21 protein-coding genes are annotated in these 25,494 nt (G+C 72.5%); 13 read left to right on the top strand and 8 right to left on the bottom strand.

Annotation, left to right across the window (positions count from 1 at the left end; translation table 11 throughout):
• Nucleotides 1–81: 81 nt before the first annotated feature.
• Both BL253_RS01985 and BL253_RS01980 read right to left on the bottom strand, forming a co-directional pair.
• Entirely contained in the window at nucleotides 82–909 is an 828-nt protein-coding gene (locus tag BL253_RS01985; protein WP_076813133.1) for an ABC transporter ATP-binding protein, read from the bottom strand.
• Nucleotides 910–1,165: 256 nt separating this feature from the next.
• On the bottom strand, nucleotides 1,166–2,311 hold the full coding sequence (locus tag BL253_RS01980) for a thiolase C-terminal domain-containing protein (RefSeq protein ID WP_076813041.1): 1,146 nt from the start codon (nucleotides 2,309–2,311) through the stop codon (nucleotides 1,166–1,168).
• Nucleotides 2,312–2,625: 314 nt separating this feature from the next.
• On the opposite strand from BL253_RS01980, the gene BL253_RS01975 reads away from it, so the two are divergent.
• The 4 genes from BL253_RS01975 (at nucleotide 2,626) to BL253_RS01960 (ending at nucleotide 5,442) form a co-directional block, all read left to right on the top strand.
• Nucleotides 2,626–3,102 carry a MaoC family dehydratase gene (locus BL253_RS01975; protein ID WP_076813038.1) on the top strand — a complete coding sequence of 159 codons (477 nt, stop codon included), beginning with the start codon at nucleotides 2,626–2,628 and terminating at the stop codon, nucleotides 3,100–3,102.
• Entirely contained in the window at nucleotides 3,099–3,509 is a 411-nt protein-coding gene (locus BL253_RS01970; protein ID WP_076813035.1) for a Zn-ribbon domain-containing OB-fold protein, read from the top strand. Before BL253_RS01975 ends, BL253_RS01970 begins: the two co-directional genes overlap by 4 nt.
• Nucleotides 3,510–3,581: 72 nt before the next feature.
• Nucleotides 3,582–4,070, top strand: coding sequence for an FAS1-like dehydratase domain-containing protein (locus BL253_RS01965; protein WP_076813032.1), 489 nt, complete (start codon nucleotides 3,582–3,584; stop codon nucleotides 4,068–4,070).
• Between the two features lie 118 nt (nucleotides 4,071–4,188).
• On the top strand, nucleotides 4,189–5,442 hold the full coding sequence (locus BL253_RS01960) for a CaiB/BaiF CoA transferase family protein (RefSeq protein ID WP_076813132.1): 1,254 nt from the start codon (nucleotides 4,189–4,191) through the stop codon (nucleotides 5,440–5,442).
• Nucleotides 5,443–5,472: 30 nt separating this feature from the next.
• On the opposite strand, the gene gad is transcribed toward BL253_RS01960, so the two are convergent.
• Together gad and BL253_RS01950 are read right to left on the bottom strand one after the other, a co-directional pair.
• A complete protein-coding gene (gene gad, locus BL253_RS01955) occupies nucleotides 5,473–6,942 on the bottom strand; it encodes a glutamate decarboxylase (protein ID WP_076813029.1) in 1,470 nt (489 codons plus the stop codon).
• A 104-nt stretch (nucleotides 6,943–7,046) separates the two neighbouring features.
• On the bottom strand, nucleotides 7,047–8,390 hold the full coding sequence (locus BL253_RS01950; RefSeq protein WP_081437907.1) for an ABC transporter substrate-binding protein: 1,344 nt from the start codon (nucleotides 8,388–8,390) through the stop codon (nucleotides 7,047–7,049).
• 323 nt (nucleotides 8,391–8,713) lie between these two features.
• Here BL253_RS01950 and BL253_RS01945 point away from each other — a divergent pair, with 323 nt between their 5' ends.
• Entirely contained in the window at nucleotides 8,714–9,421 is a 708-nt protein-coding gene (locus BL253_RS01945) for a helix-turn-helix domain-containing protein (protein WP_076813023.1), read from the top strand.
• 32 nt (nucleotides 9,422–9,453) lie between these two features.
• Here the strand turns inward: BL253_RS01945 and BL253_RS01940 are convergent, their stop codons facing one another.
• The 4 genes from BL253_RS01940 to BL253_RS01925 form a co-directional block, all read right to left on the bottom strand.
• Nucleotides 9,454–11,601, bottom strand: coding sequence for an acetate--CoA ligase family protein (locus BL253_RS01940; RefSeq protein ID WP_076813020.1), 2,148 nt, complete (start codon nucleotides 11,599–11,601; stop codon nucleotides 9,454–9,456).
• A 106-nt stretch (nucleotides 11,602–11,707) separates the two neighbouring features.
• On the bottom strand, nucleotides 11,708–12,562 hold the full coding sequence (locus BL253_RS01935) for an enoyl-CoA hydratase/isomerase family protein (RefSeq protein WP_076813018.1): 855 nt from the start codon (nucleotides 12,560–12,562) through the stop codon (nucleotides 11,708–11,710).
• Between the two features lie 52 nt (nucleotides 12,563–12,614).
• Entirely contained in the window at nucleotides 12,615–13,676 is a 1,062-nt protein-coding gene (locus tag BL253_RS01930) for an acyl-CoA dehydrogenase family protein (RefSeq protein ID WP_076813016.1), read from the bottom strand.
• Between the two features lie 3 nt (nucleotides 13,677–13,679).
• Entirely contained in the window at nucleotides 13,680–14,888 is a 1,209-nt protein-coding gene (locus BL253_RS01925) for an acyl-CoA dehydrogenase family protein (protein WP_076813014.1), read from the bottom strand.
• Nucleotides 14,889–15,211: 323 nt separating this feature from the next.
• On the opposite strand from BL253_RS01925, the gene BL253_RS01920 reads away from it, so the two are divergent.
• The 8 genes from BL253_RS01920 (at nucleotide 15,212) to BL253_RS01885 (ending at nucleotide 25,295) form a co-directional block, all read left to right on the top strand.
• Nucleotides 15,212–16,474, top strand: a complete 1,263-nt coding sequence (locus BL253_RS01920; protein ID WP_076813011.1) for an amidohydrolase family protein — start codon at nucleotides 15,212–15,214, stop codon at nucleotides 16,472–16,474.
• A gap of 44 nt (nucleotides 16,475–16,518) precedes the next feature.
• On the top strand, nucleotides 16,519–17,844 hold the full coding sequence (locus tag BL253_RS01915) for a hotdog family protein (RefSeq protein WP_241834426.1): 1,326 nt from the start codon (nucleotides 16,519–16,521) through the stop codon (nucleotides 17,842–17,844).
• The gene (locus BL253_RS01910) at nucleotides 17,841–18,749 is read left to right on the top strand and encodes an enoyl-CoA hydratase-related protein (RefSeq protein WP_338013679.1); all 909 of its coding nucleotides are present in this window, start codon (nucleotides 17,841–17,843) and stop codon (nucleotides 18,747–18,749) included. The genes BL253_RS01915 and BL253_RS01910 overlap by 4 nt, the downstream gene beginning before the upstream one ends.
• Nucleotides 18,750–18,754: 5 nt before the next feature.
• Complete coding sequence (locus BL253_RS01905) at nucleotides 18,755–20,167, top strand: acyl-CoA dehydrogenase family protein (RefSeq protein ID WP_198946125.1); 1,413 nt, start codon at nucleotides 18,755–18,757, stop codon at nucleotides 20,165–20,167.
• A gap of 58 nt (nucleotides 20,168–20,225) precedes the next feature.
• Nucleotides 20,226–21,089 (top strand): enoyl-CoA hydratase/isomerase family protein, encoded by an 864-nt coding sequence (locus tag BL253_RS01900; RefSeq protein ID WP_076813008.1) that lies wholly within the window; start codon nucleotides 20,226–20,228, stop codon nucleotides 21,087–21,089.
• Nucleotides 21,090–21,365: 276 nt separating this feature from the next.
• Nucleotides 21,366–22,409, top strand: a complete 1,044-nt coding sequence (locus BL253_RS01895; protein WP_420801612.1) for an enoyl-CoA hydratase/isomerase family protein — start codon at nucleotides 21,366–21,368, stop codon at nucleotides 22,407–22,409.
• On the top strand, nucleotides 22,406–23,992 hold the full coding sequence (locus tag BL253_RS01890; protein WP_076813005.1) for a class I adenylate-forming enzyme family protein: 1,587 nt from the start codon (nucleotides 22,406–22,408) through the stop codon (nucleotides 23,990–23,992). The genes BL253_RS01895 and BL253_RS01890 overlap by 4 nt, the downstream gene beginning before the upstream one ends.
• 238 nt (nucleotides 23,993–24,230) lie before the next feature.
• Nucleotides 24,231–25,295, top strand: a complete 1,065-nt coding sequence (locus BL253_RS01885) for an NAD(P)H-dependent amine dehydrogenase family protein (RefSeq protein ID WP_076813125.1) — start codon at nucleotides 24,231–24,233, stop codon at nucleotides 25,293–25,295.
• The last annotated feature ends 199 nt before the right edge of the window (nucleotides 25,296–25,494 follow it).

Below are 25,494 nucleotides of genomic sequence, written 5' to 3'. Positions count from 1 at the left end.
CCGGTGCCGCGGGCGGGCGACCGCCAGGACCGGGGTGGAGCTGTACTGCTGTACTGCTGTACTGCTGTACCGCCGTGCCAGCTAGCCGAGGTAGGCGTCGCGGACGGCCTCGTCGGTCTGGATCTGCGCCGGCGTGCCCTCCGCCAGCACCGAACCGAGGTTGAGCACGGCGATCCGGTCGCACATCCGCATGACGAAACCGGCGTCGTGCTCGAYGAGCAGGACCGCGGTGCCCCTGCCGCGCAGCGACTGGATCAGGTCGCCGAACCGCTCGGACTCGGTGTGGTCGAGCCCGGAGGTCGGCTCGTCGAGCAGCAGCAGCTTCGGGGTGTCGACGATCGCCCTGGCGAGCTCGACAAGACGCTGAAGGCCGAGCGGCAGCGAACCTGCGGCGATCTGGCGGCTGTCGGCCAGGCCGCACCACTCGAGCACCTCGTCCACCTGCTCGCGGCGGGCCTTCTCCAGCGAGCGCCGCTTCGGCCAGGCGACCAGGTCGGCGAGCACGCCGCCACCGCCGCCGCGCCACTCCAGCGCCGCGAGCACGTTGTCCTCGACGGACAGCCAGCTGAACACCTGGGCCCGCTGGAACGTGCGGCGCATCCCGAGGCGCGCGCGGCCGGTGGAGGCCAGCCTGGTGATGTCCTGGCCATCGAACTCGACTCTGCCGGTCGTCGCCGCAGTGATGCCGGAGATGACGTCGAACAGCGTCGTCTTGCCGGCGCCGTTCGGGCCGATGAGCCCGCGCACCATTCCCGGCGCGACGTCCAGCGAGACGTCAGTGAGCGCCTGGATGCCGCCGAACCGCTTGCTGATCCCGGTCAGGCGCAACAGTGGCTCGGCGACGGTCGTCGTGGCCGAGCCGGCCGGCGACGGCCGTGGCGTCGGTGTCGCGGCCGGCGTCGCCGTCATCGCGACCGGCGCCGACTCGGTACCACCAGACGACATGAGGCCTCCCCGGTGCAGCCATTTCGGCAGATGAGAGTGGATACGATATACAATCCGACCCGGATGTAACAAGGGTCACGTTCGACTCACGTTCGACGCGGTCGCCGGCTCCGCCGCCCGGCACCGCGACCATGACCACGACCACGACCACGAGCGTGACCAGCGGAAGGGGGACCGGCGCGCGCCAGGTCGATACCCGACGGCCGAGAGGGCGACGACATCAGTCCACGCCCAGCAGGACGGTCGAGGTGGACGAGAACCAGCCGCCGGTCCCGTTGACGCACGCCACCCTGGCGCCGGGGACCTGCCGGCCGCTCGCCTCGCCACGCAGCTGCCGGACGGCCTCCACCAGCAGGAAGATCCCGCGCATCCCGGGATGGCAGGCGGACAGGCCGCCGCCGTCGGTGTTGGTCGGCATCCGCCCGCCCACCCGCATGGCGGCGCCCTCCAGGTAGGCGCCGCCCTCACCGCGGCCGCAGAAGCCGAGCGCCTCGAAGGTGAGCAACACCGTCGAGGTGAAGGAGTCGTAGAACTGGCAGACGTCGACGTCCGCCGGGGTGAGCCCGGCGCGCTCGAACGCCAGCTTCCCGGAGACCGCCGCCGGCGACACCGTGAAGTCGGTCCACTCCGACATCGTCGTGACATTGCTGGCGGTGCCCGTGCCCAGCACCCGCACCGCGGGGCGCGGCAGGTCGGCGGCGCGCTCGGCGGAGGTCAGCACCACCGCGCCGCCGCCGTCGCTGCGGATGCAGCAGTGCAGCTTGGTGAACGGGGTGGCGACCATCGCCGCGGACGACACGTCGTCGACCGTGATCGGGTCCCGGTACATCGCGTCCGGGTTGAGGCTGGCGTTGTACCGGGTGTCGACGGCGATGTTCGCGAACTGCTCGATCGTCGTGCCGAACTCGTGCATGTGCCGGCGGGCCGTCATCGCGTACTTGGCGATGAGCGTGTGCCCCCACGGCGCCTCGAACTGGCTCGGGCCACGGGTCGACAGCGAGAGGTTCGCGGTGCGCAGCCGCTTCTTCAGGTCGGCGCGGGCCGTCGAGCCGTACACCAGCAGGACGGTGTGCGCCGTGCCGGCCCTGATCGCGTCGACGGCGTGCTCGAGCATGACCTCCCACGTGGAGCCCCCGACGCTGGTCGAGTCGACCCAGGTCGGGCGCAGGCCGAGGTATTCGGCCAGCTCGACCGGGGCCAGCACCCCAAGCCCGGTGGAGCCGAAGCCGTCGACGTCCGCGTGGCTGAGGCCCGCGTCGGCGAGCGCGCGGGCGGCGGCCTGGTGGTGCAGAGCGAACGGAGTCATGCTGTCGACCCGCCCGCAGTCCGACAGCGCCGCGCCGACGACGGCCACCTGCCCCGCCATACGTCCTCCTCGCCCCGTACCAGTCTGGTACCGCTTCATCTGACCGATTCACCCGGCACCGCGTTACCTACGGGCCGCCACTCGGCGACCAACGGCGGCGGGATCTTCCCCACGCCGGCCACGACCCGGCCACCGGCTCAGGGGCCCCGTCGCCAGCCCGGGCCGGTCCAGCGGAAACCCCAAAACCCCGGTCCGGGCCGAATTTTGTATATACTATCCGATCACACATCGAGGCGCCTCCGCAACCGGCRCCACTGGTAGGCAGCACCGTCGCTCGGCGGTACCGCCCCTGGACAGCACCGCCGGGAGAGCGCATGGACGACGCGACGGCGCCCACGGCGCCCACCGAGGCCGCCGGACCGGGCACGGAGAAGGGCACCGTCTACTTCGAGGATCTCGAGGTGGGCGGGAAGGCACCGGTACGCACCCTCACGCTGACCCGCACGGACCTGGTCCGCTACGCGGGCGCGTCCCACGACCTCAATCCCCTGCACCACGACGACGAGCGGGCGCGCGCCGCCGGCATGAAGAGCGTCTTCGGGCACGGCATGTTCTCCGCCGGCGTGCTCGCGACCGCGCTCACCGACCTCGTCGGCATCGGTAACCTGCGCGGCTACAAGGTGCGCTTCACGACGCAGGCCTGGCCGGGCGACGTGCTGAGCACCGACATCACGGTGACCAGCAAGGACGAGGCCGTGGGGCTGGTCGAGCTCGACTGCCAGCTGGTCAACGCGGAAGGCACGGCGGTCGTCACCGGTTCCGCCGTCGCGACGCCAAGGAGGCGGGCATGAGCGGTCCACGGTTCGATCTGCCGACGATCGAGGAGGAGACCGCGCCCTGGTGGGAGGCCGCCCGCAAGGGTGAGCTACTGATCCGCCGCTGCGGCGACTGCGGCAGGGCGCACCTCTATCCCCGCCCGTTCTGCCCCTCGTGCTGGAGCCAGAACGTCGCCTGGGAGCGGGCCGCCGGCACCGGCACGCTCTACACCTGGTCCGAGGTGCGGGTGAACGACCTGCCGCCGTTCAAGGGCCGGGTGCCCTACATCGCGGCGATCGTCGACCTCGACGAGGGCCCACGGCTGGAGACCAACATCGTCGGCGCGGCCGAGGCGGAGCTGGCGATCGGCATGCGCGTCAGGGTCGACTTCCGCGCCGACGACGAGGCCGACCTGACCGTCCCCGTCTTCCGCCCCGCCTGAGACCTCCGTCCCGTCTGAGACCTCCACCCAGGACCTCCGCCCGGGCCCCGCGCGTCTCCAGAGGAGAGCACAGTGAGCGCGACCGACCTCATCGGCACCCAGCTGCCGCCGGCGACCGTCGTCGTCGAGCGAGGAGCCATCGCCGCCTTCGCCGAGGCCGTCGCCGACGCCTCACCCGTCTACCAGCGGCCCGACGCCGCCGCGGCGGCTGGCTTCGAGGCGATCCCCGCGCCGCCCACGTTCACGTTCGCCGCGCGGCTGCTCGGCGCGTTCCCCGACCTGCAGCCCGGCCGCCCCGACGGGGCCCTCGACACCACCGAGATCATCGCCGCGCTGCGCGGGGACGGCGGCCTGATCCTGCACGCCGAGCAGGAGTTCACCTACCACCGCCCCGTACTCGCCGGCACCACCGTGCGCGTCACCGGCGAGGTCGAGGACGTCCGCGTCACCACCAACAGCCGTGGCAAGCGGATGACCTTCGTCAGGCTCCGCTCCGACACCCGCGACGAGGCCGGGGAGCTCCTCGTCACCGAGGTCATGACCCTGCTCCACCGAGCCTGACCTTGTCAGCCCTGATCCCGTCAGCTCTGATCCCGGCCCTCCCCACGCGGGGTGGTGGTGGTCGCATTTGCCCGGGGACGGCTCCGGGGCGATGCGGGTCGACGCCGGCCAGGGAATGATGTCGCACGTGACGACCTCCACCTCGACGACAGCCTCGACGACGCCCGAGACCGGCCCCGCCGCCCCCGGAGCGCTGCCGCTCGCCGGGCTGCTCGTCGTCGGCCTGGAGCAGGCCGTCGCCGCGCCGCTGGCGACCCGGCACCTCGCGGACCTCGGCGCCCGCGTCGTCAAGGTGGAGAATCCCAACGGCGGCGACATGGCCCGCTCGTACGACGGGGCCTGGCATGGCGAGATCGGCGCGCACTTCGCCTGGTTGAACCGGGGCAAGGAGTCGTTCGCGGTCAACCTGCGCGACCCGCGCGGCGCCGCGGCGCTGGAGGAACTGGTCTCCCGCGCGGATGTCGTCGTGCAGAACCTCGCCCCCGGGGCCGCCGCCCGCCGGGGGCTCGCCTCCGAGCAGCTGCACGCGAGGTACCCGCGGATCATCGCCGTCGACATCTCCGGCTACGGCGAGGGCGGCCCGCTCTCCCACAAGCGTGCCTACGACCTGCTGGTCCAGTCGGAGTCCGGTTCCTGCGCCATCACCGGCCACGAGGGGCACCCCGCGAAGGCCGGCGTCCCGCTCGCCGACATCGGCGGCGGCATGTACACGCTGACATCCGTGCTCGCCGCGCTGCACGCCCGCACCACGACCGGCCGGGGCGCCGCGATCCAGGTCGGCCTGTTCGACGCGGCCGTCGAGTGGATGGGCTACGCGCTCAACTTCACCATGGGCTCGGGCCTCGTTCAGGAGCCGAACGGCGTCAGCTCCCCCGCCGTCTCCCCCTACGGCAACTACCCGACGGCCGACGGCCAGGTACTGGTGCTCGGCACGACGAACAACGGCGAGTGGCAGCGGCTGGCCCGCGAGGTCCTCGGCCGGCCCGACCTCGCCGACGACCCGCGGTTCACCGAGAACGACGGCCGGGTCAGCGGGCGCGCCGAGCTCGATGTCCACCTCGCGGCCTGGGCGAGCGGCGTGACCCTCGAGGACGCCCGCGAGCGGCTGGACAAGGCCGGCATCGGCAACGCCCGCCTCAACACCGTCCCCGACGTCATCGACCACCCGCACCTGGCCGCCCGCGACCGCTGGCGCGAGGTCTCCTCCCCCGCCGGCCCCGTCCGGGCCGTCCTGCCACCCCCGGTCAACAAGGACTGGGACTTCCCGATGGGTGACATCCCGGCTCTGGGCGCCCACACCACGTCGATCCTCACCGAGCTCGGCCGCACCGCCGACGACCTGGCCGCCCTGCGCGCCGACGGCGTCATCTAGCGTCCGCCGCGGCGCCGGCCGGTGACGCGGCTAGTGATGGAAGCCGGTGCTGGCCGGCTCGTCGCCGACCGGGGCGGGGTGGCCGGAGGCCGTGAGACGGTCGACGACGCGGCGCAGGTCGGCGGCCAGGTGGTCGGCGAGATCCGGGCCGAACCCGTTGCGGACGACGACCCGCAGCACCGCGAGCTCGTCCAGCGCGGGTGGGAAGCGGTAGGCGGGGACCTGCCAGCCGCGGGTCCGCAGCAGCTCCGAGACGTCGAACACGCTGAACCCAGCCCCGCCGGCCCCGCCGGCCCCGCCAACGCTGCCGGACCCGCCCGCTTCGCGGATCGTGAAGGCGAACGCTGGAATGCCGGTGGCGCCGTCGGAGACGAGCTCGAACGGGCCCATCGCGGCGATCGTGTCGGACAGCCGGGCCGCGACGTCGCGGCAGCCCTGCATCACCTGGCGGTAGCCCTCGTGGCCGAAGCGCAGCAGCGAGTAGTACTGGGCGACGATCTGCGCGCCGGGGCGGGAGAAGTTGAGCGCGAACGTCGGCATCGTGCCCCCGAGATAGTCGACGTGGAAGACGAGCTCCTCGGGCAGATGGTCGTGGTCGCGCCAGAGCACCCAGCCGACGCCCGGGTACACCAGGCCGTACTTGTGCCCTGACGCGTTGATCGAGGCGACCCGGTCGAGCCGGAAGTCCCAGACGAGGTCCGGGTCGCAGAACGGGGCGACGAAGCCGCCCGACGCCGCGTCGACGTGCACGGGCACGTCCGGTCCGCCGCCGGCGGCGAGCCGGTCGAGCGCGGCGGCGATCTCGGCGACGGGCTCGTAGGTCCCGTCGAACGTCGAGCCGAGGATGGCGACCACGCCGACCGTGTTCTCGTCGCAGTGCCGCGCGGCCTCGTCCGCGGTGAGGTGGGTGCGCCCGGGCGCGAGCGGGACGAGCCGGGGCTCGACGTCCCAGTAGCGGGCGAACTTCTCCCAGCAGACCTGCACGTTCGCGCCCATCACGAGGTTCGGCCGGTCGGCGGGCAGGCCGGCGGCGCGCCGCCTCGCCCGCCACCGGCGCGTCATGGCCAGGCCCGCGAGCATGCACGCCTCGGACGAGCCGGTCGTCGAGCAGCCGACCGCGTCGCGGGCGTCGGGCGCGTGCCACAGGTCCGCGAGGATGTTCACGCAGCGCGCCTCGAGCTCGGCGGTCTGCGGGTACTCATCCTTGTCGATCATGTTCTTGGCCGCGCATTCCGCCATCAGCCGGTCGGCGTGCGGGTCCATCCAGGTGGTGACGAACGTGGCCAGGTTCAGCCGCGCGTTCCCGTCGAGGATCAGCTCGTCGTGCACCAGTTGGTAGGCGGTCTCCGGGTCCATCGGGCCGGCCGGGAGCCGGTACCGGGGCAGCTCGCCGCCGCCCTCGACCACGGCGCCCGCTCGCGCCGCCGGCCACCGCAGCTGCGGCCGCACCGCCAGCCGCGCGTCCGCCTGTTCCCCCATCGCCTGCCTGTGCAGCGCCACGCCAGCAAGGCTATGGCGTGACGCGGCCCTCGGCGGCCAGGAGGCGCCGACGGGTTCCGCGGCGCCGTCGACGCCGCGGAACCCCGACCGTCCCGGGTGGTCGCTCAGCCCTCGATGGGTGTCGAGGCGACGGCGCGGAACTCGGTGGGCTGGCCCTTCTCGTCCAGGGAGGTGACCAGGCCGCCGCGGACGCAGACCGCAGGGGTCGCCGCCGCCGCCTTGCCGCCGCAGCGGAACTTCATCGGGTCGGCGCCGGGGAGGTCCTTCTCCGGCATGGACTTGATCGCCGCGGTGATCGACGCCGGGGTGATGTCTCCGGAGATGCCCTCGGTCGCCGCCTGCAGCGCCGCGACGACGGTGAACATGCTCAGCGAGCCCTGGCGGTTGACCTGGATGCCCTTGCCTTTGCCGTAGGTGTCGACGACGGCGGAGAACAGCCGTGTCGACGGGTTGTCCGTGCCGACCGGTGCGGTYGCCGAGACGGTCACGCCCTTGAGCACCGAGCCCGGGACCGCCTTGCGCAGGGCGTCGGTGACGCACTGCGAGATGGCGACGACCGGCCCGGAGAAGCCGACGGAGTGCAGACCGTTGAGCCCCGCGATGCAGAAGGAGTCGCTACCGATCATCTGCACGACCCGTGGGCCGGCGGAGGCGATGCGCTGCATCTGCGGCGTCATGTCGGCGGTGCCCGGCGGGACCGGCACGAGGTCCAGCTTGACGCCCGCGGCCTTGAAGGCGGCCGGCGCGGCCGTCTGGTAGATGCTCATCACGGCCGGCACGTCGATCGCGACGACGGACACCGTGTCGATCTTCTTCTCCTTGGCCAGCTGGATCGGCAGGTTGACCAGTGAGAACAGCGCGTCCGCCAGGACGAACGTCGAGTCCTTGTCCGTCAGGATCGAGGCCGCGTTGGCGCCGCCGAACAGCACCGGGATGTGCGCCTGGTGCAGCGGCTCCCACATGCTCTCCACGACGGAGGACGACCCGACGACGACCGCGGTGACGTTCTTCTCGACCATCTGGTTCGCGCAGTCGGTGCCCTTGGCCGGGTCGGCGAGGGCGTCGCACTTGACCAGTTCGATCGGGTGCCCGCCGATGCCACCCTTGCGGTCGTTGAGATAGGCGACGGTCGTGTCGGCGACGGGACTCTCGAAGGAGAGATCCGTGACGGAGCCCTTGCCGTCCGAGATCATCCCGATCCTGACGGGCGTGCCCCTGGCCTGGTTCACGGCACCGAGCACCTGGTTCGTACCGGCCGCGCTGGCGGTGGCCGCCGGGGCGCCCCCGCTCTCGTCATCGCTGTCGGAGTCGCCGCAGGCGGTGAGCAACAGGCTCGCGGCGACGGTTCCTAACGCCGCTAACGCGGCCAGCGCGCGGACGTGCCCACGTGCCCGGCGGCGCCCCTCATGGCCGGATGGGTCGCTGACAAACATCTCTATGGCGTGCATACGACATCCCTCTGGTCGCCGGAGTCAGGGAGTGAATGCTTGCGTACCACCGTCACAAGGTCAACGGATTGACAAGCGATCTGGATAAATGGGTGGGAAAGCCGCGGTCACGTTGCGTCACGAGGGCGGGTGCGTCCGGGGCGGGCCGGGCACCGCCATCCGACGGACGACAACGTCCAGGCAGGGGAGCACCGTTCACGCCAGCGCGTCGGCAACGCTCGACGGTATGATTTTCCGATGGTGGCTTGCCTTCAGTCGGCGCCAGGGGTCTTAGCCAGGCGGCGCGCGACTGGGCCGCGCCCGGCTGGGGAGGGTGTCCGGCCATGACCGCGGAGGCGCGGCCGAGGCTGCGAGCGGACGCGCGCCGCAACCGCGACCGGATCATCGCCACGGCCACCCAGGCGTTCGCCGACGACGGGCCTGACGTGCCGATGGAGGAGATCGCCCGGCTCGCCGGCGTCGGTGTCGGCACGCTGTACCGCCGGTTCCCCGACCGGGAGGCCCTGGTCGTGGCGGTCGTGCGCGACAGCCTGGCGACCACGCTCGCCAGGGCACGCGCGGCGGCGGACTCGGACGCGGCGGCAGCGGCGGACCCGGCGACGAAAGCGGACCCGGCGACGGCGGACCCGGCGGCAGCCGAGGGCCGCGCCTGGGACGCACTGGTGAACAGTCTCAACCCGTCACACGAGCTACGCCTCACGATGCGGTTGACCAGCCTCTTCTCACCGACCACGGCGGCGGCCGTGCGCGCCGACCCGGCCATCACCCGGATCCGCCGCGAGTACGCGGAGACGCTCGACGCCCTGGTCCTCGCGGCGCAGGCCGAGGGATCGCTGCGCCCCGACGTCGGCTCCGGCGACGTCGCCCATCTGCTCTCGCTCGCCGCCTACGGCCTCAGCCGCGCCCCCGACGCGACGGCCGAGATCGCCTTCGACCGGGCCCGCGCCATCATCCTCGACGGCCTGCGCGCCCACCCGACAGCCCCACTCCCCGGCCACCCCCTCACCACCACCGACCTCGCCTCCGAGTAGCGCGGGTCCGGCCGCCGGCCGATCTCAGCTGGTCAGGGCCGCCTGGTCGGGATGACGAGGGCGTCCACGGCTACGACGCCCTGGCCCGCGGGGCGGACCAGGATGGGGTTGATGTCGAGCTCGGAGATGGCGTCGCCGAGGTCGAGGGCCAGGGACTGCAGGCGCAGGATGACGTCGACGAGGGCGTCGATGTCGCCGGCGGGCCGGCCTCGGGTGCCGCGCAGGATCCGCACGCCCTTCGTCGACTCGATGACCTCGCGGGCGCGGTCGGCGTCGAAGGGCGGCACGGCGAACGCCACGTCGGCGAACACCTCGGTGAACACGCCGCCGAGGCCGAACGTGATGGTCGGGCCGAACGGGTGCTGGTGTGACAGGCCCAGGATCACCTCGGCGACCGCGTCGGTCACCATCTGGGCGACGAGCACGCCGTCGAGAGCCGCCTCGGGCGCGGCGCTCGCGGCGGTGGCCAGCAGCCGGTCGTAGGTCGCCCGGACGGCGTCCTCGCCGGCGACGCCGACGGCCACCAGCCCGAGGTCGGACTTGTGGGCGATGTCCGCGGAGACGATCTTCATGACGACCGGCGGGCCGAGCGCGACGGCCGCCGCGACGGCGTCGTCGGCCGACGTCACGACCCGTTCCCCCGCCACCGGGATGCCGTAGCCGGCGAGCAGCTTCTTCGAGTCGACCTCGTTCAGGGTCGCGCCGGCCCCCGCCAGCAGCTCCCGGCCCGCGACCGCGGCGACGGCGCGTTCGGCCGGCGCCGGAATGCCGGCCATCGCGTCGCCGTCGAACGGGCTCCGGTACGCGCGCACGAACCGCGAGTACCGGCCGAGCTCCGAAAGCCCGCGCACGGCCGCGTTGAAGGAATGGAACACCGGCACGCCGGCCTCGCACAGCGACCGGTAGGAGTCGTCGCGGATCGGCGAGATCCACGCCGCGACCACCGGCTTGCCCTCGCCGGCCAGGAACCTCTGGTGCAGCGCGACGAGGTCGCGCGACAGCGCGTCGCTCATGCCGGGAAACACGCCGGTGATGGGCGCGAACAGCACGTCGGTGTTCGGGTCGTCGAGCATCAGCTGTAAGACCTCGCGGTTCTCCGGGCGCGCGGTGATCACGCCGCCGGAGTCGACCGGGTTGTCCCGGCGCAGATACCAGGGGATGTACTTCTCGAGCGCGTCGACCGTCGTCCGCTCGAACTTCGGGATCTTGACCCCGGCGGCGCCGAAGAGGTCCGCGACGTGCGAGGCGGTGCCGCCGGACATCGCGTAGACGGCGATCCCGCCGGGGCCGTCGACGAGCCCGGTGTGGCAGAACATGTTCGAGATCTCGATGACCTCGTCGAGGTCGTCGACGCGGATGACGCCGTACTGGTCGAACACGGCGTCGTGCACGGCGTCGGGCCCGGTGAGGTGGCCGGTGTGCGCGGCGGCCATCACCCGGCCCTCCTCGCTGCGGCCGATCTTGATGGCGACGATCGGGATGCGGGCCTTCACGCAGGCGTCGGCGGCGCGCATGAACGCCTCGCCGTTCTGGAAGCCCTCGACGTATGTGGCGATGGCGCCGACGTTCGGCCGGTGGGCGGCGAGGTAGCCGACGAAGTCGGCCCACTCCAGGTCGGCCTCGTTGCCGATCGTCGCCCAGATCTCGATGCCGACACCGAGGGCCTGCGCCTGCGTGATCGGGCGGCCCTGGTAGCCGGACTGGGTGATGATGGCGAGCTTCCCGCGGCTGGGCAGCCCGTCCGGCCACGGCTCGAAGATGTTGAGGTTGGTGTTCGGGCCGAGCACGCGGGTCGCGCCGCTCGCGAGCTCGCGCAGCCTCGCCTCGGCGGCGTCGCCCTCGGCCGTGCCGAGCTCGCCGAAACCGGCGGAGAAGACGACGACGAAGCCGGCGTTCCGGTTCACCGCCTCCTCGACGATGGGCAGCGGGTCGCGCACCAGCACGATGACGATGTCCGGGTCGGCGGGCAGCGCCGTGACGCTCGGGTAGGCCTTCACCCCGAGAATGTCAGGCTTCTTCGGGTGCACTGGGACGACCTCGGCGCCGAGCGCGCCCAATCGCCTGTGGACCTGCGTCCACTGCGCGCGCTGCGGGCTTCCCTCGGTGTCGGAGGCGCCGACGACGGCGACGACCTTCGGGGAGAACAGCCTCGACCAGTCGACGTGCCGCAGCTCGGGCATAAAGATCCTCCTCGAACTCACTCACTGAGGGAAAAACGGCTGAGCGCGACGCAATCCCGCTGGGCGCGGAGGAGGACGTCGCGCCCGGACGGAGCGAACCAGCGACTCAGAAGCCGCGGAAGCGGGTGGGCCGGCGTTCGACGAAGCTGGCGACGCCCTCGTTCGCGTCGACGGTGTTGGACATGACATCGACGATCCAGGCCTCCTCCTGGGCGAGGGTGTGCCGTTCGACGTCGAGCGAGCGGTTCAGCAGCCACTTGTTGGCGCTGTGTGCCCTGGTCGGCCCGGCCGCGAGCCGGCTGGCGATGTCGGCGACGGTGGCGTCGAACTCGTCCGCCGGCACCGACCGGGTGATCAGCCCGATCTCGGCGGCGCGCGGCGCGGGGACGTCCTCGGCGAGCAGCACCAGCTCGCGCGCCCGGGTGAGGCCGACCAGCCGCGGCAGCAGCCAGGTACCAAGACCGTCGACGGCGAGGCCGCGGCGCGCGAAGACCTCGATGAACTTCGCCTTCTCGGTCGCCACGACGAGGTCGCAGGCGAAGGCGATGTGCGCGCCGATGCCGGCGGCGGTGCCGTTGACGGCGGCGACGACGGGCTTCTCGCAGTCCAGGATGGCGTGGATGAGGCGGATCGCGCCGCGCAGCATCGCGCGCCGCACGTCGCCGACCAGCTTCTCCGGGACGTCGTCCGGCCGGGCCGGCGGCGCGGACTGGTTGCGCAGGTCCGCCCCGGTGCAGAAGAACCGTCCGGTCGCCGTCAGCACGACGCAGCGGACCGTCGGGTCCTCGTTGAACTGGTCGAGCCAGGCGATGATCTTCTCGCGCTGGTCCCCGGTGAGCGCGTTGCCGGCGTCCGGCCGGTTCAGCGTGATGGTGGCGATCCCGTCCCGCACATCGAGCGTGATCTCCGCGGGCGGGACGTCCGAGCCCTCCACACCCTCGACGACGGCCGAGCTGGTCATGCGGCAGCCCTTCTTTCTGTGTCTCTGACGGCCTCCATGGACGGAGATATGATCATGCTGCCATCCATTGCGGCCGGGCCAGCGAGTGCGCGACCGCGTCGGCCGCCTCCTCGGGAGTGGTGAACGCGTTGCGCAGAACCCACGCCCGCTTCAGGAAAAGATGGATCGTGGTCTCCCACGTGAAGCCCATACCACCGTGCACCTGGATCGCGGTCTTGGCGTTGCGCGACGCGGCGTCGGCCGCCAGCACCCGGGCGCCGGCGATGGCGCGCACCGGGTTGAACGTCGGATCCGCGTAGCCGTCGGCGGGTCCTTCGTCCGTGCCGGTGCCGGTGCCGGCGTCGTCGAGCACGACCGCGGCCGCGTCGACGGCGACGCGGGCGACCTCGGCCCGGGTGAACGCCTCGGCGAGCAGGTGCTTGACCGCCTGGAACCCGCCGATCACCCGGCCGAACTGCTCGCGCTGCTTCGCGTACGCGACGGCGAGCTCGACGGTCCGGGTCGCGTTGCCGGCGAGCAGCGCCGAGGCGAGCACCGAGCCGCGCAGCAGCCAGCCGCGCGCCAGCTCCGGCCCGCCGACCTGCTCGCCGGCCGGCACCGTGTCGGCGAGCCACATCGGCGTCGCCGGGTCGAGCGGGTTCGGCACCGGCGTGCCCTCGACGGCGCGAGCGGCCGTCCGCCAGACTCCGTTCTCGTCGACGGCGTACACATCGGTGGCCAGGTCCAGGTGCGGGATGACCCAGGGACCGCCGGCGCGGGCCGGCCCCGAGCCGGCCGGCGGCCGGGTGACGACCGTCGCGAACGCCTCGCCGGCGCCGACCCGCTCGTCCAGGTCGGCGACGAGCGCGGCCGCGACCAGCGGCCCGGGGACCAGCTCGGCGCCGAGCACCTGGAAGACCAGGCCCGCCTCGGCCACCCCGAGCTCCAGCCCGCCGCGCTCCTCCGGCTGGGTCATCGTGAACGCGCCGAGCCGGGCGAGCGCGGCCCACGCGGCGCGGTCGAAGCTCGCCGCGCCCGTCCAGTTCCGGGTCGCCTCGAGCGGGAGCCGCTCGCCGCACAGGTCACGGACCGTCGCCTGCAGGGCGAGCCCGTCCTCGTCGGGATCGAAGTGCACCGCTCACCGCTCCCGGGGCAGGCCGAGGACGCGCTCGGCGAGGATGTTCTTCTGGATCTGCGAGGTGCCGGCGCCGATGCTGATCGCGAACGCGTGCAGGTGCTCGATGATGTGGCGCCCGACGGGAAGGCTCGCGCCGGCGCCCAGGGGCAGCGCGTCGAGGCTGATCGCATAGCGCTCCAGCACCTTCATCGCGACCTCGCCGAAGTGGTGGATCGCCTCGGAGTAGGTCAGCTTGAAGGCCGACCCGCCCGCCGGCGGCACGCCGCCGCCGCCGGCCGCGCGGGTGACGTTGCGGCGGGTCAGCGCCCACATGGCGTCGAGCTCGGCGGCGACCTGGCCGATCTCCCGGCGGATCGCGTCGTCGTCCCAGGCCGTGCGGCCGGGGCCGTGGCCGAGCGTCTTCGCGAGCGTCGCCAGCTCCTCGACCATCGCCATCGCGGTGAGCAGCTCGCGCACCAGCGACGTCCCGCGCTCGAAGCCGAAGGTCACCATCGCGACCCGCCAGCCGTCGTTCTCCCGGCCGACGAGGTTCTCCACCGGGACGCGGACCTCGTCGAGGAACATCTCGGCGAACTCGCTCTCACCCTGGATGGTGCGCAGCGGGCGGACGTCGATGCCGGGAAGGTCCATCGGCATGATCAGCCAGCTGATGCCGCGGTGCTTGCCAGCGTCCGGGTCGGTGCGGACCAGCAGCTCGCAGTAGTCGGCGGCGAAGCCATAGGACGTCCAGATCTTGCTGCCGGTGACGACGTAGTGGTCGCCGTCGCGCACGGCCCTGGTGCGCAGGCTCGCCAGGTCGCTGCCGGCCCCCGGCTCGGAGAAGCCCTGGCACCAGATCGACTCGCCGCGCAGGATCCGCGGCAGGTGGAAGGCCCGCTGCTCGTCGGTGGCCTCGGCGATCAGCGTCGGGCCGGCGTGCAGCTGGCCGACGAAGTGCACCCCGAGGTCGGGGGCACCGGCCGCCGCCGACTCGGCAAGGAAGATCAGCTGTTCGGACGCGGTCGCGCCACGGCCTCCGTAGGCGGCCGGCCAGTCGATGCCGGCGTAGCCGGCGTCGAAGAGCATCCGCTGCCAGCGCTGGTCGTAGGTCTTCCTGGCCGGCCAGTCGCCGTAGGCGGGCGGCGGGCCGAGGACCGGCAGGTTCTCGGCGAGCCAGGCGCGCACCTCCTTGCGGAACCTCGCGTCGGACTCGGAGTCCCGCAGCCGCATGCTCCACCTCGTCTCGTCCGGCGGACCCGGCCTCGCCGGGCCTGCCCACGCCGGAGGGGAACGGGGGCTACGCCCCCTCCAGCGCCGCCTCGCCCGCGGCGCCGGCTTCGTCGGCGGCTCCGCGAACGGTTGGCTGGGCAGATCGTATACATTATGCTAGCGCAGCGAGCCGCCACGACACCAGCGACAGCCGCGATCCACCGGCGACGGCCGGACGGCGATGACCACGGGCAAGGCGTGCGGGCGCGCGGCGGCGCGGCGGTCGACGGAGTCGATCGAGCAGTGACGACCAGTACTCACCCGGATCGGTGGTGCATACGGCCATGACGGACCTGACGGCAGAGCAGCTCCCGCAGGTGGTGGGCGGGCCCGACGTCGACGCGTCGGTCCTGGCGAGGATCCCGGATCTCATCGACATGGACGCGCACGTCGTCGAGGCACCGGAGGTCTGGAGCTCCCGGCTGCCCGCGAGGTACCGCGAAGCGGGCCCGCGCATCGTCATGGCCCCGGCCGGCGAGGTGAAGCTCGTCGGCTCCAGCTACATCGAGGCCCCCGGCATCGACGGCCCGGACGTGGCCTGGTGGAGCTACGAGGGCCGGATGACGAGCCTCAAGCGCTACATCGCCGCGGCCGGCGTTCCCGCCGACGAGGTCACGATGGACGGCATCACGTTCGACGACATGCGCCCCGGCTGCTGGAAGGTCGCCGACCGGATCGCCGACATGGACATCAACGGGGTGGCCGCCCAGCTGGCCTTCCCGAACTACCCGCGGTTCTGCGGTCAGATCTTCCTGTGGGGCAAGGACAAGGAGCTGTCGAAGCTCTGCGTCGAGGCCTACAACGACTGGATGGTCGAGGAATGGTGCGGCACGTCGGGCGGCCGGCTGCTGCCGCTGTGCATCGTGCCGCTGTGGGACGTGCACCTGGCCGCCGCCGAGGTGCGCCGCAACGCGGCCCGCGGCGTGCGGGCCGTCGCGTTCACCGAGCTCCCGTCCTACCTGGACCTGCCGAGCCTGCACTCGGGGTACTGGGACCCGTTCTTCGCCGCCTGCGCGGAGACCGGCACCGTCGTCGCGATGCACATCGGGTCGGGCACCAAGGTCATGCAGACGGCGCCGGACGCGCCCGAGGCCGTGCAGGCGACGGTCCTGTTCAGCAACAGCGCCGGCAGCCTCGTCGACTTCCTGTTCTCCGGCGTCCCGCACCGCTTCCCGGACCTCAGGCTCATGTACGCCGAGGCCCAGATCGGCTGGATCCCGTACGTGCTCGACCGGGCCGACGACGTGTGGCTGACCCACCGCGGCTGGGCGCACGGCCAGCGGCACTGCCCCGAGCCGCCGTCGACCTACTATCGCCGCCAGGTCTACAGCTGCTTCTTCAAGGACCCGGTGGGCGTCGACCTGCTCGACCGGATCGGCGTCGACAACGTCGTCTTCGAGACCGACTACCCGCACCAGGACGGCACCTGGCCGCAGTCGAAGAAAGCCGCCGCCCAGCAGTTCGGCCACCTGCCCCAGGCGGACATCGACAAGATCGCCCGTGGCAACGCGGCCAGGCTCCTAAGCCTGGAGCTACCTACGGCCTGACGCCGTCACTGGTCCGGCCCGCACGACCGAAAGGCGGCCCATCCGTGGTCACGAATGCCAGCGACGCCACCGAGGCCGACACCGAGCCCGAGGCGAGCACCGAGGCCCGGGAGCGCAAGYCCGGCGGGACGATCACCGATGAGGGGATCGCGCGGCTGCGCGCCCGGATCGGCATCGCCGAGCCGCACACCGCCCCGCCGCAGTACCGGCGCCCGAACGTCGACGCGTTCCGCAACGTGGCCCGCTGCTACGGCGACGACAACCCACTGTGGTGCGACGAGGACTACGCGGCCGCGTCGGTGTGGGGCGGGCCGATCGCCCCGCCCCCACTTGTCGGCGGCGACACCCTCATCGGCGAGGACGAGGTGACCGGCATCCCGGACCACCTGCGCGACGTGATGAAGGGCGACCCGCTGCGCGGGGTGCACGCCTTCTACTCCGCGGCCTCCCGCGAGTGGTGGGCGCCGCTGCGGCCGGGGCTGCGGGTGTTCCGCCGCAACGCCCTCGTCGGCGTGCACGACAAGGTGAGCGAGTTCGCCGGCCGGGCCGTCCACGAGTGGGGCGGCCAGGTGTTCATGGACGAGACCGGCACGCCGCTGTCCGGGCAGTACCGGAACATGGTCCGCACCGAACGCCGCAAGGCCCGGGAGCGTGGCAAGTACGCGAAGATCGAGCCCCAGCGGTACACCGACGAGCAGATCGCCGAGATCGAGGCCGCGTACGACGCCGAGTCCGCCGCCCGGCGCGGCGGCGACCCGCGCCACTGGGAGGACGTCCAGGTCGGCGACACGGTCGGGCCGATGGTGAAGGGCCCGCTGCGCGTCACCGACATGGTCTGCTGGCACGTCGGCATGGRCATGGGCCTCTACGGCGTCGCCCCGCTGCGCCTCGCGCTGGCGAACCGCCGGCGCATCCCGGGCTTCTACTACCGCGACGACCTGAACATCCCGGACGTGCAGCAGCGGGTGCACTGGGACCCGGAGCTCGCCCGCCGCGCCGGCAACCCGACGACCTACGACTACGGCCGGATGCGCGAGACCTGGCTCATCCACCTGTGTACCGACTGGATGGGCGACGACGCCTGGCTCTGGAAGCTCTCCTGCGAGTTCCGCAAGTTCAACTATGTCGGCGACACGCAGTGGCTGCGCGGCACGGTCGTGCGGAAGTACCTGGCCGAGGGCGGCCGGCCCGCCGCCGACCTGGAGCTCGAGGCGACCAACCAGCGCGGCGAGCTCACGACACCCGGGACGGCGACCATCCTGCTGCCCAGCCGGGAGCACGGGGCCGTCCGGCTGCCCGACCCGCCCGGCGGCACCGGCGACCTGCGCAACACACTCGACGCGATCGTCGAGCGGTTCCGGGAGCAGTGAGCGCCGTCGTGGACAACGAGAACGCGGTCATCGGCGACGAGAGCACCGGCGCGGGTGACAGGAACGGCGGCGCGAGCGGCGAGAGCACCGGCGACGGCCTCGCGTACGCGAGCGCGCCCGGGCTGGACGTCGTCCTCGACGGGCCGGTGCTGCGGCTGACGCTGGACCGGCCGACGAAGCGCAACGCGATCAACGACGCGATGATGTACGGGCTGATCGACGCGATCGCCCAGGCCGGCACCGACGAGGCCGTCCGGGTCATCCTGCTGCGCGGCAACGGCGCGGACTTCTGCGGCGGCGCGGACATCGTCGCCCGCAACGCCGCCGGCGGAGCGAGACCGCGGGCCGGCTCGATCCAGCGGCGGCTGCCGCTCCAGGCGCACCGGCTGATCCCGCTGGTCCGCGAGGTACAGACCCCGGTGGTGTGCGCGGTGCGGGGCTGGACGACCGGGATCGGCCTGGCCCTGGCCGTCGCCGCCGACGTGACGGTCGCCGCCACCGACGCCCGGTTCTGGGCGCCGTTCTCCGAGCGCGGCTTCACCCCGGACAGCGGCCTGACCTGGTTGCTGCCGCGCCGCGTCGGCGAGGTGCGGGCCCGGCGGATGCTGCTGCTCGGCGAGCGGGTCGACGCGGCCACCGCCGTCGACTGGGGTCTGATCCACGCCGCCACGGCGACCGAGGAGCTCGACGCGACCGTCGGCGACCTCGTGGCCCGGCTCGCGGCCGGCCCCACGGTCGGGCTGGGCCTGACCAAGTGGCTGATGCACGCCGGCGCGTCGGACAACCTGGACGACCACCTGCGGGGCGAGGCCTTCGGTATGGAGCTGTCGTCGCGCAGCGAGGACTTCCGGGAGGGCCTGGCGGCCTTCGCCGCCAGGCGCTCGCCGAACTTCAAAGGACGGTGACACGGATGTCGCGGACGACACCGGACTCGGCGATCGGCCCGGACGCGGCGCTTCCCAGGGGTGCCGCGGACGCGAAGGGCCCGGTCGGGCCGTCCGGGCGGCTGCTGCTCGCCGCGGACGCCACGCCGGAAGAGGCCCGCGCCAGGGTGCGGGACTGGGTCGAGGCGAACGTGCCGGCGGCCTGGCGCGAGGCCGCCGCGGCCGGTGGCCGGGCGGCGATCCGCGCGGTGCGCAGCCGGGCGGACTACGAACGCTGGTACCCGGTGTTCGGCGTCTCCGGACTGGTCGCGGCCCGCTGGGCGCCCGAGTACGGCGGCCTCGGCCTGTCGTCGGGCGCCGCCCGGGCCGCCGACGAGGAGCTACGGCCGTACAACCTCGGCCGGCTCAACCCGCTGGGCCTGGCGAACGCCGCCGCCGCGCTGTTCGCGCACGGCACCGAGGAGCAGAAGCGCCGCTTCCTGCCGCCGATCGTGCGCAACGAGGAGGTGTGGTGCCAGCTGTTCTCCGAGCCGGGCGCCGGCTCCGACCTCGCGTCCCTGGCCACCCGCGCCGTCCGTGACGGTGACAACTGGATCGTCTCCGGCCAGAAGGTCTGGACGACGTGGGGTTTCCTCGCCGACTACGGCGTGCTGCTGGCCCGCACCAACCCCGACGTGCCGAAGCGTAACGGCATCACCTACTTCCTCATCGACATGCGGCAGCCAGGCGTCGAGGTGCGCTCGCTGCGGCACGTCACCGGCGAGGTGGACTTCTGCGAGGTCTTCCTCGACGACGCGGTCGTCCCGGACAGCCAGCGACTCGGCGCGGTCGGCGATGGCTGGCGGGTCGGCAACTCCACCCTGTCCGGCGAACGGCAGATGGTCTCCGGCTCCGGCTCCGGCGGCGTCGACCGGATCGGCGGCTCGGGCGCGCGGCACCTGGTGAGACTCGCCAGGGAGGTCAGCGCCGCGGGCCGGCCGGGCGGCTGGGACGAACCGACCGTCCGCCAGGAGATCGCGCGTCTCTACAGCGAGGAGCGGATCCGGGCCTGGACCAACGAGCGCATCCGCGCCCGGCTCGCCGCCGGGCTCGCGCCCGGCGCGGAGAGCTCGATCGGCAAGGTCCACCAGGGCGACCTCAACCAGCGCACCCAGGCGCTGGCCGCCGACCTGCTCGGCGCGTACGGCGCCGCCTGGGAGTCGGGCCTCATCCCCGGCACCGAGCAGGCCGGGACGGACGGCGCCCCGCTCGACCCGGCCGAGGTCTACGCCGAGTCCCTCCCCCACGAGGTGCGCGGCATGCTGCGCAGCCGGGCCAACACGATCGAGGGCGGCACGTCCGAGGTCAACAAGAACATCCTCGCCGAGCGGGTACTGGGCCTGCCCCGCGAGCCCGACCCGTATCGCGGCAAGGCCTGGAAGGACGTTCCCCGCAGCTGACCGCGCCCCTGCGGGATCGCCACCCAGTCGGAGCCAGAACTAGTCGGAGTCGGAGCAGATGACGCAGGAGTACCGGACCCTCAGGGTCAGCCGGGACGGGCCGGTCGGCTGGCTCGAGCTGAACCGGCCGAAGGCCGGCAACGCCATGGACGGCGTCATGTTCGACGAGCTGCCGCGCGCGTGGGCCGAGCTCGACGCGGACCCGGAGGTACGCGTCATCGTCAACGTCGGCGCCGGCCGGGACTTCTGCACCGGTCTGGACGTCGTCCAGCTCGGCCGCGACCCGGGCGCGCTGCGCGAGCAGTCCCGGCGGACCAAAAGGTCCGAGCTGCGGATCACCGGCTGGCACTGCGGGGTCGTCAAGCCGGTGGTCGCCGCGATCCAGGGACGCGTCGTCGGTGGCGGTCTGCACTTCGTCGCCGACGCCGACGTCGTCATCGCCGCGTCCGACGTCGCGTTCATCGACTCGCACGTGTCGGTCGGGCAGGTGACCGCGTTCGAGGGCATCGCGCTGACCCGCAAGCTCGCCGCCGAGACGATCATGCGGCTGGCGCTCGCCGGCCGGAACGAGAGGCTCGGCGCCGCGCGGGCCTACCAGCTCGGCATGGTCAGCGAGGTGGTCGAGGACCCGGCCGAGCTGCGCGAACGCGCCGCGGCCCTGGCCGCGAAGATCGCCCGTAACTCGCCGGCGGCGATGGCCGCGACCAAGCGCGCCCTCTACCGCGCGCTCGAGGACGGCCTGACGGCCGCCTGCCAGGCCGCGGCCGCCGACCTGGTCGGCCTGTGGGGCCATCCCGACCAGGTCGAGGGCCCGGCGGCGTTCGTGGAGAAGCGCGCGGCGCGCTGGGCCCCGCTCGACCGACAAACGGAACACGAGAAGATCCTCGCCTCCCGGAAGCCGACAACGGAACGTGTCAGATGAGCCCGTCTATAGGCTTGCCCATCCGCCACACTCCCACGGACGGTCTGGGGTCTGTGGCGGATGAGCAAGCCCCTGGGCTTGCTCATCCGCCACGCTTCGGCCTTGGCGGCTTGGGTGGGGTCGAGGGGGTGCTTTGGCGGGCCAACCCTTACCCCTTCGGTTGCCGGTTGGCGTCCCAGCGGGCCGTACAGCCGTGTGCGTCCGAACACATTGCGTGTCCACGGCGGAGCTCCGGCCAGTCTTCATTCCAGATTCCGAGAGAAACTGCCTAGGAGGATGAGCGTGACGGACTCGTCGGCGACCGGGACGGCGTCAGGAGCGCCGGGGACGCCCGCGACCGAGGCCGACTTCGACCACGTGTACGCCGGCTACGAGACGCTCGTCGTCGCCCGCCGCGGCCACGTCGGCTGGCTCATCTTCAACCGGCCGAAGCAGCTGAACGCGATGAACAACCGGATGCGCGATGAGCTGGCCAAGGCATGGCTGGAGCTCGACGGCGACCCGGAGATCCGGGTCATCGTGYACACCGGGGAGGGCCGGGCGTTCCAGACCGGCGTCGACGTGGCCGAGATCGCCACCGACGGCCTGGGCATGGAGCGCTACCGGGCGGAGGCCGAGGTCTTCGACCTGCACTTCACCGCCTGGCACCAGCGGGTCGAGAAGCCGGTCATCGCGGCGGTCAACGGGCTGTGCGGCGGCGGCGGGTTTCACTTCGTCGCCGACGCGGACATCGTCATCGCCGCCGCGGACGCGAAGTTCTTCGACCCGCATGTCTCCGTCGGCCAGGTGGTCTCGTTCGAGCTGATGGCGCTGCTGCGCAAGATGCCGTTCGAGCCGGTGATGCGGATGGCGCTGGTCGGCGCGCACGAACGGATGCCGGCGGCGCGCGCCTACGAGCTGGGCATGGTGAGCGAGGTCGTCGACCCGCCGGCACGGCTGCGCGAGCGCGCGGCCGAGATCGCCGAACTGGTCGCCCGCAACTCGCCGGTGGCGATGCGGGCGACCAAGCGGGCCCTGTGGGGGGCGTTGGAGGACGGGCTGACGGCCGCGTGCAAGGCCGGCGCCGCGCATCTCGTCTCCGTCTGGGGCCACGCCGACCAGGTCGAGGGTCCGGCGGCGTTCGTCGAGAAACGCCCCGCCAGGTGGGCCGAGCTGGAGCAGGAGCCGAAACCGGCCACCGCGGTCGCCGCCGCGAAGCGGGCCGACGAACCGCCCACGGCCACAGCCGAGTCGACGAACACGGCCGAGCCGACGAGCCCGGAAGGGCCGGAAGGGCCGGGGCGGTCAGCGGGGCCGGAAGGGCCGGAGGGGTCGGCATGAGGCTGGTCGACCTGCTGGAACCGCGCGAGGGCGACGACGCGACGCCCGCGGTGTTCGTCGAGGACGAGGAGACGACCCGGGCGGCGCTGCGCCGCGGCGCCGAGGCGCTGGCCGCGGCGCTGCGGACGGTCGGGGTACGCCCCGGTCACCCGGTCGCGGTGATGCTGCCCGGCGGGGCCGAGGTCGTCGCCGCGATGTTCGGCGTGTGGACCGCCGAGGCCGTTTACGTACCGCTCAACCCGCGCACCTCGGACGCGGAGATCGCCTACCTGGTCGAGGCGGTCCGCCCGGCGGCGATCGTCACGACGACCGACTGGGCGGGCCGGGTCACCGGCGGCGACCTGCCGATCGTCGTCCACGCGGGCACGGACAGCGGCCAGCTGGACTGGGCCGAGGCGGTACCAGGCCGGCGCACGCCCGTGGACGTGCCCGCGCACGACGCCGACATCGCGCTGGTGCAGTTCACGTCCGGCACGACGGGCCGGCCGAAGCCGGTGTTGCTGCGGCACTCGGGCTATTTGGCACTGCTGGAGCCGGTGCTGGCGAAGCTCGTCGGCGACGCGGCCAAGGACCGGCTCGCGCAGCGCAAGGCGCCGATGCCGAACCTCATCCCGACGTCGATGGCGCTGTCGGCCGGCATCTACAACGTGCTGTTCGCGTTCCGCGTCGGCGCGCCGGCGGTCATCATGCCGACGTTCACGACGGCGGCGTTCACCAGGGCCGTCACGAAGCACCAGATCCGCTCGACGGTGTTGCCGCCGGCGGCGATGAACATGCTCACGGACGACCCGTCGATCACCTCGCTCGCGCCGCTGCGCTACGTGCGCGGCATCACCGCGCCGCTCTCGCCGCTGCGCGCCCGCCTGTTCAAGGACAAGTTCGGCGTGACGGTGCTCAACTGCTACGGACAGACGGAGATCGGCGGCGAGATCGTCGGTTGGAACGCGGCGGACGCGCGGGCGTTCGGCGAGTCCAAGCTCGGTTCGATCGGCCGTCCGCACGCGGGGGTGACGCCTCGCATCGTCGGCCCGGACGGGCTCGAGGTCGAGCCGGGCGGGCAGGGCGAGCTCTACGTCCGCACGCCGGCGGTATCCGCGGGGTACGCCGACGGCAGGGCGCTCGGCGACCGGCTCACCCCGGACGGCTGGTTCCGCACGGGCGACATCGCCCGGGTCGACGAGGACGGCTTCCTCTGGATCGAGGGCCGCGTCTCCGACATGATCAACCGTGGTGGCCTGAAGGTCTTTCCCGGCGAGGTCGAGGAGGTCATCCGCCTCTCCCCCGCGGTCGCCGACTGTGCCGTCGTCGGCATACCGGACGACCGGCTCGGCGAGGTCCCGTGGGCCTTCGTCGTCATCCACCCGGGCGCGGCCTTCGACCGGGCTGCCCTCACCGCGGCGGCACGGGAGAGGCTCCTCCCCTACAAGGTGCCCGCCCGCGTCGTCCAGCTCGGCGAGCTCCCCCGCACCGAGGTGGGCAAGGTCCGCGCCGGCGACCTCATCCAGCTCGCCACCGAGCTCACCCGAGCTGACCCGAGCTCACCCCGGACCGGCCCGAACTCATCCCGGACCGACCCGAGCTGACCAAGCCGACTCAAGACCGACCTCCGCCGAAGCCGCCGCTCCCACCGGGACCGGCGGCTTCGGCATGTACGGGCCTGGGCGGGACGCGGCGGTCTCGGATCCGCCGGCACACGGCCTGACCAGGCAACCATCCTCCGCCGGAGCGATCCGCACGGTCCTGAACGGATCATGTGCACGATCTTCGCAAGATGGTTATGTTGTACTCAGTTTAAAAATGAACGGACGTGCGGAGGCGATCGTGGCGTATCGAGTCATCCACTGGGCGACCGGCGTGGTCACCAAAGAGGCGGTGATCGGCGTGCTGGGCCGCCCCGATCTGGAGGTGGTCGGTGCCTGGGCTCGCTCCGCGGAGAAGGATGGCCGCGACGTCGGCGAGCTCTACGGGTTAGACCCGCTCGGTGTCCGCGTGACCAGCGACAAGGAAGCGGTTCTCGCCACCCCCGCGGACTGCGTCGTCTTCACGGTCGGGCGCAACTGGGTGGACAACCCGATGGAGACGTTCGGGGACCTGCTGCGGATCCTCCGGTCGGGCAAGAACGTGGTGAACCTGTGGTGGCCCACGCTGGTGTACCCGCGCGCGCAGGATGACGAGCTCTTCAAGCAGCTCGAGCAGGCCTGTCGCGAGGGCGGGTCGTCCATCTGCACCATCGGCATGGACCCCGGTTACGGCACCGCCGGACTTGCCCTGTCCGCGCTCGCGCTGGCCCGCGGGGTCAAGAGCATCGAGATGTACCAGTTCATGAACAACGCCTTCTGGGAGGGCGAGGGCATCACCAAGTTCTTCGGCTTCGGCCAGCGCGAGACCACGCACACGCCCATCCTGCAGCCAGGCGTTACGACGGGTTACCACAAGACGACGCTGCACATGTTGGCGGACGCCATCGGCGTGGAGATCGACGAGATCGTCGAGGACCACAGCGTCATCTACGCCGACGAAGCCTTCGACGTGGCGTCCGGCCACATCCCCGCCGGGACGATCTCCGGCCTGCGATACCAGGTCAAGGGCATGGTCGGCGGGGAGGCCCGGGTCATCGTCGGACACGTGGAGAGACTGCGCGAGCAGGACTTCCCGGAGTTCGAGTTCAAGGGCGACGGCTACCGCGCGGAGGTGACGGGCGAGCCCTGCATCCGTCTGGACATGACCCTCTCCGCGCTGCCCGAGTTCGTCGGTGACCCCATCGCCGTCGCCTCGGCCATGAGCGCCGTCAACGCCATCCCCCGGGTGTGCGAAGCCGCGCCGGGAGTCCTCTCCCTGCTCGACATCCCGCCCTTCCCCTCGAAGAACTCGACCACCAGGTTCTAGGTCGTCAGGCGGCGCTGCCCCGAACAGGCCCGGGCCTGTTCGGGGCAGCGCGGCGCCAGCCCAGAGGGCACGCCGCGAGTTCCGCGACGGCGCGCCGGGCTGACCGACGAGCTAGGCAGAGCCGACCGAGCCCGCTAGCCCGTGCCGGCTAGCCCGTGCCCGCTAGCCCGAGCCCGCTAGCCCGAGCCCGCTAGCCCGA

Source organism: Pseudofrankia asymbiotica, from assembly GCF_001983105.1.
In the GTDB taxonomy this organism is placed as follows: Bacteria; Actinomycetota; Actinomycetes; order Frankiales; family Frankiaceae; genus Pseudofrankia; species Pseudofrankia asymbiotica.
Note: the sequence above shows the minus strand (reverse complement) of the source record. Positions and strands in the feature narration are given on the sequence as shown.

Coding starts and splice junctions, on each gene's coding strand:
- BL253_RS01980 (WP_076813041.1), bottom strand. CDS start 2,311: ATGGCGGGGCAGGTGGCCGTCGTCGGCGCGGCGCTGTCGGACTGCGGG.
- BL253_RS01975 (WP_076813038.1), top strand. CDS start 2,626: ATGGACGACGCGACGGCGCCCACGGCGCCCACCGAGGCCGCCGGACCG.
- BL253_RS01970 (WP_076813035.1), top strand. CDS start 3,099: ATGAGCGGTCCACGGTTCGATCTGCCGACGATCGAGGAGGAGACCGCG.
- BL253_RS01960 (WP_076813132.1), top strand. CDS start 4,189: ATGTCGCACGTGACGACCTCCACCTCGACGACAGCCTCGACGACGCCC.
- BL253_RS01945 (WP_076813023.1), top strand. CDS start 8,714: ATGACCGCGGAGGCGCGGCCGAGGCTGCGAGCGGACGCGCGCCGCAAC.
- BL253_RS01940 (WP_076813020.1), bottom strand. CDS start 11,601: ATGCCCGAGCTGCGGCACGTCGACTGGTCGAGGCTGTTCTCCCCGAAG.
- BL253_RS01935 (WP_076813018.1), bottom strand. CDS start 12,562: ATGACCAGCTCGGCCGTCGTCGAGGGTGTGGAGGGCTCGGACGTCCCG.
- BL253_RS01925 (WP_076813014.1), bottom strand. CDS start 14,888: ATGCGGCTGCGGGACTCCGAGTCCGACGCGAGGTTCCGCAAGGAGGTG.
- BL253_RS01920 (WP_076813011.1), top strand. CDS start 15,212: ATGACGGACCTGACGGCAGAGCAGCTCCCGCAGGTGGTGGGCGGGCCC.
- BL253_RS01905 (WP_198946125.1), top strand. CDS start 18,755: ATGTCGCGGACGACACCGGACTCGGCGATCGGCCCGGACGCGGCGCTT.
- BL253_RS01900 (WP_076813008.1), top strand. CDS start 20,226: ATGACGCAGGAGTACCGGACCCTCAGGGTCAGCCGGGACGGGCCGGTC.
- BL253_RS01890 (WP_076813005.1), top strand. CDS start 22,406: ATGAGGCTGGTCGACCTGCTGGAACCGCGCGAGGGCGACGACGCGACG.